Source organism: Streptomyces sp. NPDC014891, from assembly GCF_043081085.1.
Classification (GTDB): domain Bacteria; phylum Actinomycetota; class Actinomycetes; order Streptomycetales; family Streptomycetaceae; genus Streptomyces.
This window is the reverse complement of the sequence record NZ_JBIBWF010000005.1, coordinates 416353-431016: the sequence shown is the minus strand read 5'-3', so window position 1 is coordinate 431016 and position 14664 is coordinate 416353. Positions and strand designations below refer to the sequence as shown.

Here is a 14664-nt window from a genome sequence, read left to right as displayed (position 1 = left end):
CGCATGAACGAAGACGCCTTCTGGGCCCTCATCGACGAGTTGAGCCGACGCACCGGTGACCTGGAGGAGCGGACGGAGTGGCTGCGCACGGAGCTGCTCCGGCGACCGGCCGAAGAGAGCGTGGACTTCCAGGTGCGCCTCGACGACGCGCTCGAGGTCGCCGGGACGCACGCGGTGTGGCGCGCGGCGAACCGGATCGAGGGCGGCGCCTGCACCGACGACGGCTTCCACTACTTCACCCTCTGGCTCGTCGGGCAGGGGCGCAAGGTCTACGAATCGGTCGTCGCCGACCCGGACGCGCTGGCCGACGTGCCGGGCGTACGGGCCCTGGTGGGCCGGCACCGGGACGGGTGGGACGACGACGAGTGGCCGGAGTGGGAGGGTCTCGACTACGTCGCGCAGGACGCGTTCGACGAGCTCACCGGCCAGGAGGACGACTGCGGCGAGGAGTTCGACGACGCCGTCGACGAGCGCGCCGAGGAACTGGCGGACGAGCTCTCCGGGGACTTCGGGGAGGAGTGGGAAGAGGACGGCGAGCCCCGGGGGTCTCGTCCGGAGGGAGTGGCGATACCCCGCCTCACCGCCCTCTTCCCGCTCGCCGCGTCCGGCGCATAGGGGGCGTCTTGCCGATCGGGCCCCGCGAGCCCGGCTGATCGGCGGGACACCTCCCGGCACGCTCGGGACGGAGCGCGGGCCGGACGGGTCGGGCGCGGCCCCGAGGGGGCCGCGTCGCCCGGGCCGGACGCGGTCGGCCGGCCCGGGCGAGGAACACGGCTACGAGGCCGAGGTCCTGCGGCGGCGGCCCAGGAGGAGGCTGCCCGCGCCGAAGACGGCGAGGGCTCCCGCGCCCGCGAGGGCCGTGGGCAGCGGCGAGGAGGGGGTCGCGGCCGACTCGGCCGAGAGGGCCGGGGCCTGCTCGTCGCCGCCGTGGCCCGCGTGGCTCACGGTGGACAGCGACGCCCCGGCAGCGATCTTCGCCTCGCTCGGGGCCTGCGCCCTCGCGGCGGCCGGCTGGGCCGCCGCACCGCCGAAGGTGACGTCCGAGCAGCTGTAGAAGGCCTCGGGGCTGTCGTTGCGCTGCCACACCTTGTAGACGATGTGCCGGCCGGTGCGGGCCGGGAGGTTGCCCGTGAAGTTGTAGTAGCCGTCGGTGGCGGTGCGGGTGGTGTTGTAGACGGCGACGGGGCTCGCGTCCAGGTCCGACCACTTCAGCGGCTGCGTGGGGTCGAAGCCCTGCTTGGTGATGTAGACCGTCATCGTGCCGGCGTGGGCGGCGGTGACCCGGACCTTGAAGTCGAAGGCGCCCGCCGCGACCGCCGTCGCAGGCCAGTCGGTGCGCGCCCAGTCGAGTGCCCGGTACTTCGCGCGGTTCGCGGAGCAGAGCTTGCCGTCCGGGATGAGGGCCTGGTGCTGCCCCGCCGCGTTGGCGATGTTGACCTCGTTCCAGTCGTAGAGCGGCTGGGTGCCGGAGTCGGCGACGAGGTCCTTGCACACCTGCGACTTGGGGGTCTCGGGGCCCTCCGCGTTGCAGGCCGCGACGCGGCTCACGGGGTTGAAGACGGCTCCGTGGGCGCTGGCGGTCGTCGGGGTGAGCGTGACGAGGGCTGCGGCGGCCGACAGGGCGGCGACGCCGGCAGCGGTGCGGCGGGTGGACGGCATGCGGGGGCTCTCTCTCGTGCGTGGGGGAGGACGGATGAGCAACGCGCGCTGAGCACACGGAAGTTGAATCCCGGGCGATCGCCGTAGAGCCTCGCATTGGTCCATACCAATAGGCAAGGGGGAGGGCCGGAAAAGCCGGAGCGGCCCCCGGGGCGCCGCGCACCCGGGGACCGCCGCCGTGCGGATGGCCTCAGCCGTCGGCGAGCGCCCGCACCCGCGAGAGGTCGCCGTTGAAGTGGTTGTGGTCGCCGACCGTCGGGCCGGTGGAGGTGTACTGCCACATCGTGTAGTACTGCCAGCCGGCCGGGAGTTCGCCCACCGCCGAGGCGTACCGCGCGATCCACAGCGGGTTGGCCGAGGCGAAGGCGGAGGAGTTGCCGGTGCACTGCGTCCACCAGCTGGTCGCGGTGTAGATGACGGGGTCCCGGCCGGTCCTGGCCTTGTAGCGGTTCACGAAGTCGCGGATCCAGGACACCATCCCGGCCTGGGTCTTGCCGTAGCAGGTCGCGCCGTACGGGTTCCACTCGATGTCGAGCACGCCCGGCAGCGTCCGGCCATCCTTCGACCAGCCCCCGCCGTTGTCGACGAAGTAGTCGGCCTGGGCCGTGCCCGTCGCGGTGTCCGGGGTGGCGAAGTGGTACGAGCCCCTGATCATGCCGACGTTGTACGAGCCGGTGTACTGCTGGGTGAAGGAGGTGTTCTTGTAGTAGGTGCCCTCCGTCGCCTTGACGTAGGCCCACCTGACGCCGCTGTTCCACAGGGTGGACCAGGCGACGTTGCCCTGGTGGCTGGACACGTCCACGCCCTCGGTCTGGACGGCCTGGGCCGAGACGCCGCCGGGGGCGGTGCCGCGCCCGTCGTGCGCGAGGACGCCCATGCCCATGCTGGCGGAGCCGCGCGGGGGCGTCCCGGCGGCGGCCGGGTCCTGGGCGGCTCCGGCGGAGGTGGCGAGGGGGGCGAGGAGGGCCAGGGCCGCGAGCGCGGCGCCGGCGAGGGTCGTTCCGGATCTGTGCACACGCATTGCGTGCCTCCGAAAGGATCGGTGGGGGGAGCGGGGTCGGCGGTCCTGGACACCCGCCCCACGAAATGGTGTGGACATGTCAGAGCGGGTGCCGTGGACGACGCTACGCACGTAGACCCGGCCCGAGGAAGAGGGCCCGGGTACCGCCGTTGGTCTACTCCTGCGAAATACTGGAAGAGCTGCGGCGATGGCCTCGGCCGGAAGAAACTTTCAGCGGCTGGAAAGCCGTCGGCGGGTCGCCGGAGGACGCGTGAGAGGTGCTGACGTGCACGGAAGCGGTACGGAAGGCGAAGTCGGGTCGACGCCGACCGCACGCGGGGCGCTCCCGGTGCCCCCCGCCGGGGCCCTCCCCGCGCCGCCCGGCGGGGTCGACCGGGAGTTCCTCGCGCTCGAACGCGAACTCGCGGTCTTCCTCCGCCGCGCCCGCGCCCAGTCCGGCGAGATGGCCCGCGAGGTCCACCCCGAACTGGAGCCCGCCGCCTACGGCCTGTTCGTACGCCTCGACGACGCCGGCCCCCAGCGGGCCACCGAGCTCGCCGGGTACTTCGGGGTCGGCAAGGCCACCATGAGCCGCCAGCTCCGGGCCCTCGAAGACCTCGGGCTGGTCGCCCGCGACCCCGACCCGGCCGACGGCCGCGCCTCGCTGGTCCGGCTCACCGAGGAGGGCCGGGACCGCTTCCGGAGCGTCCGCGACGCGCGGCGCGAGCGGTACGTCCGCAAGCTCGCCGACTGGGACCGCGCCGAGGTCGCCGAACTCGCCCGTCTCCTGAACCACTTCAACGTGCGGTCCGAGGGCTGAGCACGGCGGACGCCGACCGCGGCCGGTGCGGGCGAGCGCCTCGGCTTCCTGTCCGGCGGCGGGGCGCGGCGCGCGGGCACGTGCGGCGGGCGGGCGCGACGGGCAGGAGTCGCGGGGCGCGCCCCCCGAACGGTCCCCGGCCCCCCGAACGGCCCCCGCCCCCGGCCCGCTCCCGCCCCCGCCGATCAGCCCTCCCCGAGCTCCACCAGCGCCGCCGTCGCGTCGTCGTGCAACTTCCAGCGCCGCGTCCCGCCGGCCGCCGCGTCCGCCGCCTCCAGGGCCCGCACCCGGTGCAGCAGCCCCAGCGCGCCCTCCTTGCGCAGGACGCCGAAGCAGTCCGCCCAGCCGCCCTCCGCGAACAGCTCCACCCAGCGGCCCGCCCCGTCCGTGAGCGCCGCCAGGGCCCGTACCTCCGCGCGCGGACTCGTGCCCGTCACGGCCCGCCCCGCCACCGCCGGGTCGGCCGCCGCCGTGAAGAAGCCGCCCTCCCTGTTCCGCAGCCGGTCCGTCGCCTCCAGGGACCGCAGGACCTCGTCGGGCACGCGGTCCAGCCGGTCGTCGACCACCGCGCGCACGGACCCGTCCGGCGCCTCCAGGAGGAGGACGGAGTCGGACAGGACCAGGTACTCGACCCGGGCCTCGTCCCACCGGGCGAGCGCCACCGTCGCCTGGGGCGTCCGCACGTGAGAAAGGTCACAGGTGCCCCGATGGGCGTCCGCGGTGCGCCGGATTGCCAGGGAGAGGATCTCGGGCAGGGGCATGTCCCGCCGGGAAGCGGACAGTTCGGTCAAAGCCCCGCCCAGGCGCGCGGTGAACCAGGGCACGGTGTGCACACAACCGTCATGACCCGCCGGCGGCGTGACGCCGTCGAGGAGCACCACCGTCCCGCCGCCCCCCGAAGCGGGCAGCGCGGCGGCCACCCAGTCCTCGTTGGGGCGTTCGGGGCTGCCGGGGAGGGTGGCGACATCGCTGCGCATGACCCCAGTGTGCCCGGCGCGGCGCACGTTCCCGGCGCGCGTCTTCACCGGACCTGCAAACCCGCGGAAGTGGCCTGTACCGACCCCGTGGAGCGCCCCGGGGAGCGGAGCGGCCGACTCCGGGAAGCTGCGGGCGGGCATCCTGCCAAAGCAGGCGCGGAAGATCCAACCGGGGGCCCTCCGGGCGCCCTCCGGCCCACCCGCCGAAGTTGTTCGCCAACTCATGAGTGTTGTTCACTCGTTCGGGTGGCGGAGCGGCTGATGCGCGCCCCCTTACCAAAAGCGCTGGAATGGTCGGAAGCCATACCAGGGGGGTGGGGGCGCTCCATGTGACCGGCCGTCACCTCTGCTTTGTGGGCGGACGAGTCAAGAATGCGAGCACCGGTGCAGATGAAGCGGCCTCGGAGCAAGAACGGCACGCGGAGCCAGACCCCCGGTGCGGTGCCGACCGCGGACGGCACCCCGGCCACCCCCGGCAGCGCCCCCGCCGGCCGGCCCAAGCGCGTCCGCAACCGCCTCGTCGCCGGAGTCGCCCTCGTCGGCATCACCGTCCTCGCCGCCGGAGCGCCCGCGGTCCTCACCGCCTCCACCGGGCTCAACGACTCCCAGAGCCTGGTCACCCTCGCCGAACTCGACCGGCAGGCCGTCACCCTGGCCCACTCGCTCGCCGACGAGCGCGACGAGGTCGTCGCCTACATCGCCGCCGGCCGCGACGCCCAGAGCGGCGACGCCGAGGACAAGCGCCAGATCACCAGCACCCGGTCCACCCGCGTCGACCGGCAGATCGACGAGATCCGGCCCGCCGCCTCCGCCGAGCTCCGCCGCGACCTCGCCGGCGTCCCCTCCGTCCGCCGCACCGCCCTCACCGGCAAGGGCACCGCCCTGGACGCCCACCGGGCCTACTCGGAGATCATCACCAAGCTCCAGGCCCTCGCCGAGGAACTGGCCGACCGGACCCCCGACCGCGCCTCCGGCACCGCCCTCACCGAGGCCACCCGCGCCCCCGCCGCCCTCTCCCGCGCCGTCGAACAGGCCTCCGCCACCCGGGGCCTGCTGCTCGCCGCCCTCTCCATCCCGCAGCCCGAGCCCACGGGCCAGGTCCGCTACGACGTCGAGACCGGCACCTACGTCCCCGAGGAGCCCCCGGGCGCCGCCGAGGCCGACCGCGCCCGCGACACCCTCACCGCGGCGGCCCAGCAGGCCCGCGTCCGCGAACTCGCAGCCCTCGGCGACTTCGACCAGGCCGCCGGAACCGCCGCCCGCGACGCGCTCGCCACCACCGTCACCGGGCCCGACGTCAAGAGCGCCGAACGCTCCCTCGCCGCGCTCACCGACCAGCCCCGGCTGACCGAGGCCGAGCGCGGCACCGACCCGGCCGGCCTGGAGGCCGCCCTGTCCGCCCGCATCGAGCAGATGCGGGGCGTCGAGTCCCGCCTCGCCACCGAGCGGGTCGAGCACTTCGCCGCCCTCCGCGACGACGACGTCACCGCCCTCGAACTGCGCATCGCCTTCCTCGGCGGCTGCCTGCTCGTCGCCATCGGCATCTCCACCTACGTCGCCCGCACCCTCACCCGGCCGCTCGCCGTCCTCCGGATCGGCGCCGCCCGCCTCGCCGCCGCCCCGGACCCCACCGCCGAGGAACCGGTCCGCTTCACCGGCCGCAACGACGAGTTCGCCCAGGTCGTCCGCTCCCTGAACACCGTGCACGGCAAGCTCGCCGGCCTCAGCGAGCACACCGAGCGGCTCACCGACGGACACGCCGACCTGGCCGCCGCCAAGGAGGCGCTCGGCGCCCAGCTCGCCGCCCAGCGCGCCGATCTGCAGGGCCAGGTCGCGCTCCTCACCGCCGAGCTCGAACGGCTCAGGGGCACCGTCCACCACACCTTCGTCAACCTCTCACTCCGCAGCCTCGGACTCGTCGAACGACAGCTCGGCGTCATCGAGAAGCTGGAGGAGCGCGAGCAGGACCCGGACCGCCTCGCGACCCTCTTCAAGCTCGACCACATGGCGACCGTCATGCGCCGCCACAGCGAGAACCTCCTCGTCCTCGCCGGGCACGAGCACGTCCACGGCCACGCCGGCCCCGTCCCGCTGGTCGACGTGCTGCGCGCCGCCGTCAGCGAGATCGAGCGGTACGAGCGGGTCACCATCCAGTCCCTGCCGCCGCACGCCCAGATCGCCGGCTTCGCCGCGGACGACCTCAGCCACCTCGTCGCCGAGCTCCTGGAGAACGCCACCTCCTTCTCGCCGCCCGACGCGGAGGTCCAGCTCTCCGGCTGGCTCATGGAGTCCGGCGAGGTCATGCTCTCCGTCCAGGACTCGGGCATCGGCATGACGCCCGCCCGACTCGCCGAGCTCAACGCGAGCCTGGCCGACGGCGAGCCCGCCGCCTTCGAGGGCGAGGGCCTCGGCATGCGGGTCATCGCCCTCCTCGCCGCCCGCCACGGAGTCCGCGTCGAGCTGCGCGAGCAGCAGTCGGGCGGCACCGCGGCCGTCGTCGTCCTGCCGGAGCCGCTGCTCCCCGCCGCCCTGCCGACCACGGTCACCGAGCCCGTACGGACGACGGGCGGGGCGCCCGCGATCCAGCTGCCCGGCTCGGCGGCCGAGGCCAACTCCAACACGCTGCCGTCCCGGAACCGCGACCCGCTCGTGGAGGCGGCCGAGCGGGCGTTCCTGGCGGCGGAGGCGACGGCGACGAGCGGGCGGACGGCCCCGGAGTCCGCCGAGGACCCGACCCGTCGGCCCGAGGCGGAAGCCGCGTACGCCGAGCCCGGGACGGAGGCTCCGTACACCGGGCCCGAGGCGGCGTACACCGACGCCCCGGCCGCGTCCACCGAACCGGCGCCGTTCCCCGAGGCCGGGCCCGCGTCCTTCGACCAGCCCGCGCCCCTCGGCGAGAGCGTCTCCGAGACCACGCTCCAGGTCCGGCTGCCCGACCCGCCGCCGGAGCCGGACGCCCACGAGAGGCCGGCGGACGCCACCGCCCCCTCCCCGCACCAGGAGCCGCAGGCTCCCGCCGCCCCCGAGCCGGTCGTCGACCAGCCGGTTCCCGGGCAGCGGACCCCGCAGGCGGAGCGCGTCACCGACAAGGGGCTGCCCAAGCGGACCCCGCAGGTGGTCCGCCCCACCGGCCCCGCCGCCGCCCCCCGCCAAGGGGGTGTGGACGCGGAGGCCCTGCGCCGCCGCCTCGGCGGCTTCCACCAGGGGGCCAAGGCCGGGCGCCGCGACGTCGAGGCGGAGATCGAGACGGCACGGATAGCCGACGAAGGGCCGGCGCGCACAGAGGAGAAGACGGGGGACACAGTCGAGGAGGCACGCAGTTGACTGCGACGGGAACGTACGGACTGAGCACGGAAGCCCGCAACCTGCAATGGCTGCTGGGGAACCTGGTGGAGGAGGTGCCCGGGGTCCACTCGGTCACCGTCGTCTCCTCCGACGGCCTGATGCTGCTCTCGTCCGACCCGGCCACCCAGCAAGGCACGACGGCCGCCGCCGAAGCCGGCCGTCCGCACGGGCCGCGCGGCTCCAGCGCCGACCTGGCCACCATCGTCTCCGGCATCGGCAGCCTGACCATCGGCGCCGCGCGCCTGATGGACGGCGGCGGGGTCAAGCAGACCATGGTGGCGATGGAGGAGGGCAGCGTCTTCGTCATGTCGATCAGCGACGGTTCGCTGCTCGGGGTGCACGCCGCACCCGACTGCGACATGAGCGTGGTGGCCTACCACATGGCGCTCTTCGTGGGCCGCGCCGGTCACGTACTCACCCCCGAAGTCCGCAGTGAACTGCGCAAATCGATGGAGAGCACCCAGTGACGTCCGCGTCCTCGGCCTACCCGCTGCACCACGTCCACCGGCTGCCCGTCCGCGGGGACGGGCGCCGCCCCGCGCGCGTGCGCCCGTACTCGCTGACGGGTGGACGGACCCGCTTCGGCCACGTCCTGCTCGTCGAGACCTTCGTGGCGGCGCTCGAAGCGCCCGCCGTGCGCAAGGTCCTGACGGACGGCGGGCCGGGCGCCCGGGGCCTGATGCCCGAGATGCGGGCCATCGTCGAGATCTGCCGCCGGATGAGGACGGTCGCGGAGATCTCGGCACTTCTGAAGATGCCGTTGGGGGTCGTCCGGGTGCTTCTCAGCGACCTGGCCGACCAGGGAAAGATCCGTGTGTACGGGACCGGTCACGGCACCGGACAGCCCGACCGCGCGCTCCTCGAAAGGGTGCTGAGTGGACTCCGTCGTCTCTGACGCCTCCGCCGTCTCCGATGCCGACACCGAATCGCCCGTGTCGGGCATCCCCGCGCAGCCCCAGGCCCCCGCGGCCAACCTCTTCCAGCGAGATACGACCGCGTCGGCCGCGCCCGGAGCGGACCCGGCCGGACCGGACGCCGAGGACGGCGCGCAGGACTGGCAGCTGGACCACACCCGTGCCCCGATAGCGACGAAGATCGTCGTCGCGGGCGGCTTCGGCGTCGGCAAGACCACCTTCGTCCGCGCGGTCTCGGAGATCACCCCGCTCCAGACCGAGGCGCTGATGACCCGGGCGAGCGAGGACACCGACGACCTCACCGCCACCCCGGACAAGCTCACCACCACGGTGGCGATGGACTTCGGCCGGATCACCCTCGACAACGACCTGGTGCTGTACGTCTTCGGCACGCCGGGACAGCAGCGCTTCTGGTTCATGTGGGACGACCTGGTGCGCGGGGCGATCGGCGCGATCGTGCTGGCGGACACGCGGCGGCTCACGGACTGCTTCCCGGCCCTCGACTACTTCGAGAGCTGCGGACTGCCGTACATCGTGGCCGTCAACCACTTCGAGGGCACCGAGCTGTTCGCGGCGGAGGACGTGCGGGAGGCGCTGACCGTGCCCGCGGACGTCCCCGTGGTGATCATGGACGCGCGCAAGCGGTACAGCGTCGTCGAGAGCCTGCTCGCGATGGTCGCGCACGCGCTCGAGCACACCCCCGAATAGATCGCCCAGCTCTCCCCGTCACGCCAGGAGCACCACCCATGCGGAAGATACTCATAGTCGGCGCCGGCCAGTCCGGTCTGCAGCTCGCCCTCGGACTCCAGTCGTCGGGGTACGAGGTCACCCTCATGTCGAACCGGACGGCGGACGAGATCCGGGCCGGCCGGGTCATGTCCACCCAGTGCATGTTCCACACCGCGCTCCAGCACGAGCGGGACCTCGGCCTCGACTTCTGGGAGTCGCAGGCGCCCCGCATCGAGGGCCTCGGCGTCTCGGTCGCCGCGCCCGACTCGTCCCGCGCGATCGACTGGGTCGGCAGACTCGACGGGTTCGCGCAGTCGGTCGACCAGCGGGTGAAGATGGCCGGCTGGATGGAGACCTTCGCCCAGCGCGGCGGCCAGCTGGTGATACACGGCGCGGCCGTCGGCGACCTGGACTACTTCTCGCGCAGCTACGACCTGGTGCTCGTCGCCGCGGGCAAGGGCGAGCTGGTCTCGATGTTCGGCCGGGACGAGTCGCGCTCGCCGTACAGCGAGCCGCAGCGCGCGCTGGCCGTCGCGTACGTCCACGGCCTCGGCCCGCGCCCGGAGCACCCGGACTTCGACGCGGTGCGGTGCAACGTGGTCCCCGGTGTGGGCGAGTTGTTCGTCATGCCGACGCTGACCACCGGCGGCCGCGCGGACATCCTCTTCTGGGAGGGCGTCCCCGGCGGACCGATCGACGCCTTCAAGGGCGTCAAGGACCCGGCGGAGCACCTGTCGCTCACGCTGGAGCTGATGGAGAGGTTCACGCCCTGGGAGTACGCGCGGGCGACGAAGGTCGAACTGACCGACGCGGGCGGCACCCTCGCCGGCCGGTACGCCCCGACCGTCCGCAACCCGATCGGCCGCCTCCCCGGCGGCGGCCTGGTCCTCGGCGTGGCCGACGTGGTCGTGGCCAACGACCCGATCACCGGCCAGGGTTCGAACTCGGCGTCGAAGTGCGCGGCGGCCTACCTGGCGGCCATCGTCGAGCAGGGCGACCGGCCCTTCGACGAGGAGTGGATGCGGTCCGCGTTCGACCGCTACTGGCGGACGGCGCAGCACGTCACCAAGTGGACGAACGCGATGCTGGCACCCCCGCCGGAGCACGTCCTGAACCTCCTGGGCGCCGCGGGCCAGCTCCAGCCGGTCGCCGACCGCTTCGCGAACGGCTTCAACGACCCGTCGGACTTCGAGAACTTCTTCTTCGACCCGGAGAAGACGAACGCGTACCTGGCCTCGGTCGCCGGAGCCTGACGGGTCCGCCCGGCCCGGGCCGGGAACCGGGCGGGACCGGACGTCCGGGCCGCGTCGAGAGCCGGGCGGGACCAGGTGTCCGGTCCGTGCGGTGGGTCGGGTGTGCCGGGGGGCGTCCGGTCCGTGCGGCGATGCGGGTGGGACGCGGGCGTCCGGTCCGTGCGGCGATTCGGGTGCGGCGAGGGCGGGCGCCGGCGGTCAGCCGTGGTCGTACCCCTCGTCCGCCCCGTCCCGCGCCCCGGCCGGCAGCGGCGGCGGCGCGTACGAGGCCAGGGCCTCCCCGTCCGGATCCGGGCGCACCGCCCCGAGCAGCGGGTTCGCCGCGATCGGGGAGACCTTCACCTTGCCGCCGGGCCGCGGCGCCTGCACCACGAGGCCCTCGCCGAGGTAGACCGCCACGTGCGTCGCGCCCGGGAAGTACACCACCAGGTCCCCGGGGCGGAGCTCGCCGAGGGACACCCGGGGCAGCGTCGCCCACTGCTCCTGACTGGTCCGCGGCACCGTCCGGCCCGCCGCCGCCCAGGCCTGCTGGGTCAGCCCCGAGCAGTCGTACGTCTCCGGGCCCTCCGCCCCCCACTCGTACGGCTTGCCGATCTGCTCCACCGCGAACCTCAGCGCCTCCGCGCCCGCCCCGGACGGGGTGCGGCGGCCCGCCAGGACGCCGGAGTCGAGCAGCTCCCGCTGCGCCCCGGCCGTCTGGACCCGCTCCAGCTCGGTGAGCCGGGCCAGCTGCTCGGGGGAGAGCGCGGCGAGCAGCTTCTCGACCTCCGCGAGCCGGGCCCGCACCTCGTCGCGCCGCGTCCGCCGGGCTGCGGCGAGGGTCTGCTGCCGGTCGAGGGCCTTGCGGGATGCGGAGGCCAGGCTGCCGGCCTGCCGCTCGGCCTTCTCCAGCCGGGCCACCGCCGTGACCCGGTCGCGGGTGGCCCGCGCCATCAGATGGCCCTGGTCGAAGGCGGCCCGGGAGTCCGGCGCGAAGAGCAGCCCCAGGTAGGAGGAGAACTCGGACCTGCCCTGGTACTGGTCCCGGGCGATCCGCCCGGCCGCGGCGCGCCCCTGCGCGAGCGCCGTGCGGGCGGCGGTGAGCCGGGCGGTGACCTTGCCGGTGTCGGCGGTCTGGAGCTTGAGCGCCTCCTCGGCGGCGTTGAACCGCTCGGTCGCCTCCTCGGCCTGCCGGTAGAGGGTCCGCATCCGGGTGAGGAGGGCGGTGACGGAGTCGCCGCCGGGGGGAGGGAGCGCGGCCGCGTCGTCGTCGGCGGGGGGAGCGGTAGGAGAGTCCGACGCGCTCGGGCCGGCCGGGTCGGCGGCGTCCGAGGGGTCGCGCCCTCCGGGAGCCGCCCCCTCGGTCGCCTCGGGCGGTGCGCCGGTGGCCGGCGTCGTCGGCGGTGCGGACGGGTCCGTGTCGGGGACGGCGCCCGGGTCCGTGTCCGCCCCGGCGTCGGTCTCCGTCCCGGCCTCCGGATCCACCGGTTCCACGGGTTCCGCCGACGGGTCCGCCCAGGCGATCGGGGCCTCCACCGGGGGGTCGGCCGGGGGTTCCGGCGCGGCGGCTCCCGCCGGGAGGACGCCCGTGAGGGCGGTCGCAGCGGCCAGCGCCGCCGTGCAGACCGTGCGCAGCAGGCTCCGTGACACGTCACCACCTCCACGGGGATGATGACGCGTCACTTCATCCGATTACCGTACGGACAAGGGCGCGTCCGGCGGTCTCACTCCTTCGGCCCAGCGGTGTCCGGGGGAGCGGGCGTGCCGGCACCCGGCTTCGACCACGGCCACTTCAGCTCGCGCCGCTCGCGGCCCTCGGGGGCGTACGCGTAGACCCAGCCGCGCTGGAGGCCCAGGCGCTTCGTGTAGCCCGCGGGCTCGCGCCGGTAGGTGACGAGGGTCGGGGGGTTCCCGTGGTGGGCCGGGACCGGGATCTCGTACCACTTAGGCGGATGGCCGGTCGGGCCGAGCAGGATCGGCAGGACCCGGCCGTCGAGGGGGCCGCCACGAAAGGGGGTGTTCTCGCTTCTCACCCCTCCAGTGTCCCCTCCGGTCCCCGTTCCGGCTCAGAGCAGGTGGGCCGCCTCGCCCACCACCGGGATCACCCGGCGGGCCAGTCGGGCCACGGGCCCCTCGGGCGTCTCCTGGGCGAGGAGGCGTGCGACCACCCGCGCCGTCTCCTCGTCGCTCGCCGTGCTCGCGGCGAGGAGGGCGACGAGGTGGTCCACCAGCCACTCCCGCAGGTCGAGGGCCGGGGGCCGCTTGTCCTCGTCGAGCCAGATCAGGGAGGCGGCCTCCACGGCCGCGATCCACGTGCGGACCAGCATGCGGAGGCGGGGGCCCGGCCGCTCCACCCCGAGGTGGACGAGGATCTGCTCGGCGGCGCAGCGGCGGACCTCGTCGACGATCGCCGTGGTGCGGGAGGTCTCCGCGACGCTGCCGCCGCGCAGAAGGGCGCTGAAACCCGCGTCGTGCTCGTCCACGAAGGCCAGGTAGCGGTCGAGCACCCGCCCGAGCCGCTCCGTCGGGGGTCCGACGGCGGGTTCGGCGAAGCAGTGGGCGAGGGCGTCCGCGGAGGAACGGAGGGCGGCCTCGTACAGCTGCTGCTTGCCTCCGGGGAAGTAGCGGTAGACGAGGGGCCGTGAGACGCCGGCCGCCTCGGCCACGTCGTCGAGGGAGACGTCCTCCGGGGTGCGGTGGGCGAAGAGCTCCTGGGCGGCTTCGAGGAGCTGGCCGCGGCGTGCCTCGACGCTGAGCCTGCGGTACGCGGGGGTGGCGGCGGCAGTCATGCTGCGCAGCGTAGCGGGGCGCCCCGGCGTCGCCCCCCGGGTACGCCGGCCGACAGCCGGTCCGCCGCCACCCGGTCGGCGCCCTCCGGCCGTCGCCCGCCGTCACCTCCGCCGTCGCCCCGCCGCCCCCGGTCCGCGCCCTCCGGCCGCCCCCGCGCGGGTGCTCAGGCCAGCAGTCCCGAGGACTTCCACAGCCGTCGTCCGGGGCCCCTGAGCACCCCGATGTCGTCCAGGAAGTCCGTCAGGCGGCGCGCGCCGGACTGCATGACCTCGCGCCGGTGGCCGCTCGCCCGGACCTGCGCGACCGCCTCGCGCCGGTCCAGGCCGACCGCCTCGTACACCTGCGGGTTGACGAAGCACGTCGAGAAGACCCGCGCCGCCTCGCCGCAGCTGAGCCGGGTGAACTCCTGCTCCCACCGCGGCGCGGTCACCATCTGGCGGCGCAGCTCCTCGCGGGCGTACCGCACGTGCCGGGCCTCCTCGACCACGTGGATGCGGGTCACCCCGCGCACCAGGGTCTGCACCCGATCGTCCGGGAAGGTCAGCCGCTGCATCCAGTCGAGGATCTCCTCGCCGAGCAGCGTCGAGGCGAACGAGCCCGGGGTGGTGGAGACGGTCTTCAGCACGCGTGCGAGGTTGTGGTAGATCCTCGGCACCGGGTACGCCGGGGTCCCGCCGCGCTGGATCATCCGCGCGAACATCATCGAGTGCCGGCACTCGTCCGCTATCTCGGTCAGCGCGTACCGGACGTGATGGCTGGTCAGGGACTTGTCGTAGATGTGCCGGACGAGCAGCTGCATCAGGATGATCTCGAACCAGACCCCGAGAGACGCGAGCGAGGCCGCCTCGTGGCGCGAGAGCGCGATCCGCTGCTCCTCGGACATCCGGTGCCACAGCGGGGTTTCGTACAGGGAGAGCAGCTCGGGCGGCCAGAACCACTTGCCGTCCTCGAACGGCGCGTCCCAGTCGAGCTCGACGTCCGGGTCGTAGGAGTGCTTCCGGGAGGATTCCAGGAGGCGCTCGGCGACCTGCTCGCGGTCGCGCAGCGGCCCCAGGGCGTCCCGGAGGAGGCTGAAGTCCGGCTCGGCGGACTCGGTGAAGGGGGTCATGGGTCCGAACCTCGCTGTGCTCGTCGCGACGGCGTGACGTATCACCGGTGGGCACCTCTTATCAGACTCCCCGTCAGTAGGGCCGTCAAT

14 protein-coding genes are annotated in these 14664 nt (G+C 74.3%); 7 read left to right on the top strand and 7 right to left on the bottom strand.

Going from position 1 to position 14664, the window contains the following annotated elements:
* The first annotated feature begins 3 nt into the window (after nucleotides 1-3).
* Nucleotides 4-615 (top strand): DUF4240 domain-containing protein, encoded by a 612-nt coding sequence (locus ACF09E_RS17235; protein WP_392205940.1) that lies wholly within the window; start codon nucleotides 4-6, stop codon nucleotides 613-615.
* Between the two features lie 159 nt (nucleotides 616-774).
* Here the strand turns inward: ACF09E_RS17235 and ACF09E_RS17230 are convergent, their stop codons facing one another.
* Together ACF09E_RS17230 and ACF09E_RS17225 are read right to left on the bottom strand one after the other, a co-directional pair.
* Nucleotides 775-1659 (bottom strand): lytic polysaccharide monooxygenase, encoded by an 885-nt coding sequence (locus ACF09E_RS17230; protein WP_392205938.1) that lies wholly within the window; start codon nucleotides 1657-1659, stop codon nucleotides 775-777.
* A gap of 190 nt (nucleotides 1660-1849) precedes the next feature.
* A complete protein-coding gene (locus ACF09E_RS17225) occupies nucleotides 1850-2680 on the bottom strand; it encodes a lysozyme (protein WP_392205936.1) in 831 nt (276 codons plus the stop codon).
* A gap of 250 nt (nucleotides 2681-2930) precedes the next feature.
* Here ACF09E_RS17225 and ACF09E_RS17220 point away from each other — a divergent pair, with 250 nt between their 5' ends.
* The gene (locus ACF09E_RS17220; protein ID WP_392205934.1) at nucleotides 2931-3479 is read left to right on the top strand and encodes a MarR family winged helix-turn-helix transcriptional regulator; all 549 of its coding nucleotides are present in this window, start codon (nucleotides 2931-2933) and stop codon (nucleotides 3477-3479) included.
* Between the two features lie 185 nt (nucleotides 3480-3664).
* Here the strand turns inward: ACF09E_RS17220 and ACF09E_RS17215 are convergent, their stop codons facing one another.
* Nucleotides 3665-4456 carry a hypothetical protein gene (locus ACF09E_RS17215; RefSeq protein WP_392205932.1) on the bottom strand — a complete coding sequence of 264 codons (792 nt, stop codon included), beginning with the start codon at nucleotides 4454-4456 and terminating at the stop codon, nucleotides 3665-3667.
* A 372-nt stretch (nucleotides 4457-4828) separates the two neighbouring features.
* Between ACF09E_RS17215 and ACF09E_RS17210 the strand changes: the two genes are divergently transcribed.
* From ACF09E_RS17210 to ACF09E_RS17190, 5 genes are read left to right on the top strand one after another with little or no spacing between them, the layout of a single operon-like run.
* Nucleotides 4829-7780, top strand: coding sequence for a nitrate- and nitrite sensing domain-containing protein (locus ACF09E_RS17210; protein ID WP_392205930.1), 2952 nt, complete (start codon nucleotides 4829-4831; stop codon nucleotides 7778-7780).
* Nucleotides 7777-8268, top strand: a complete 492-nt coding sequence (locus ACF09E_RS17205) for a roadblock/LC7 domain-containing protein (protein WP_148006159.1) — start codon at nucleotides 7777-7779, stop codon at nucleotides 8266-8268. Before ACF09E_RS17210 ends, ACF09E_RS17205 begins: the two co-directional genes overlap by 4 nt.
* A complete protein-coding gene (locus ACF09E_RS17200) occupies nucleotides 8265-8696 on the top strand; it encodes a DUF742 domain-containing protein (RefSeq protein WP_361860270.1) in 432 nt (143 codons plus the stop codon). Before ACF09E_RS17205 ends, ACF09E_RS17200 begins: the two co-directional genes overlap by 4 nt.
* Nucleotides 8677-9423, top strand: coding sequence for an ATP/GTP-binding protein (locus tag ACF09E_RS17195; protein WP_392205928.1), 747 nt, complete (start codon nucleotides 8677-8679; stop codon nucleotides 9421-9423). The genes ACF09E_RS17200 and ACF09E_RS17195 overlap by 20 nt, the downstream gene beginning before the upstream one ends.
* Nucleotides 9424-9461: 38 nt before the next feature.
* On the top strand, nucleotides 9462-10697 hold the full coding sequence (locus ACF09E_RS17190) for a styrene monooxygenase/indole monooxygenase family protein (RefSeq protein ID WP_392205926.1): 1236 nt from the start codon (nucleotides 9462-9464) through the stop codon (nucleotides 10695-10697).
* Nucleotides 10698-10895: 198 nt separating this feature from the next.
* Here the strand turns inward: ACF09E_RS17190 and ACF09E_RS17185 are convergent, their stop codons facing one another.
* The 4 genes from ACF09E_RS17185 to ACF09E_RS17170 form a co-directional block, all read right to left on the bottom strand.
* Nucleotides 10896-12326 carry an NlpC/P60 family protein gene (locus ACF09E_RS17185; protein WP_392205924.1) on the bottom strand — a complete coding sequence of 477 codons (1431 nt, stop codon included), beginning with the start codon at nucleotides 12324-12326 and terminating at the stop codon, nucleotides 10896-10898.
* Nucleotides 12327-12400: 74 nt separating this feature from the next.
* Nucleotides 12401-12709, bottom strand: coding sequence for a hypothetical protein (locus ACF09E_RS17180; protein WP_361857381.1), 309 nt, complete (start codon nucleotides 12707-12709; stop codon nucleotides 12401-12403).
* Nucleotides 12710-12742: 33 nt separating this feature from the next.
* Nucleotides 12743-13465: a TetR/AcrR family transcriptional regulator gene (locus ACF09E_RS17175; RefSeq protein ID WP_392205922.1), complete on the bottom strand. Its 723-nt coding sequence runs from the start codon at nucleotides 13463-13465 to the stop codon at nucleotides 12743-12745.
* Nucleotides 13466-13629: 164 nt separating this feature from the next.
* Complete coding sequence (locus ACF09E_RS17170; protein ID WP_392205920.1) at nucleotides 13630-14574, bottom strand: diiron oxygenase; 945 nt, start codon at nucleotides 14572-14574, stop codon at nucleotides 13630-13632.
* Nucleotides 14575-14664: the final 90 nt, after the last annotated feature.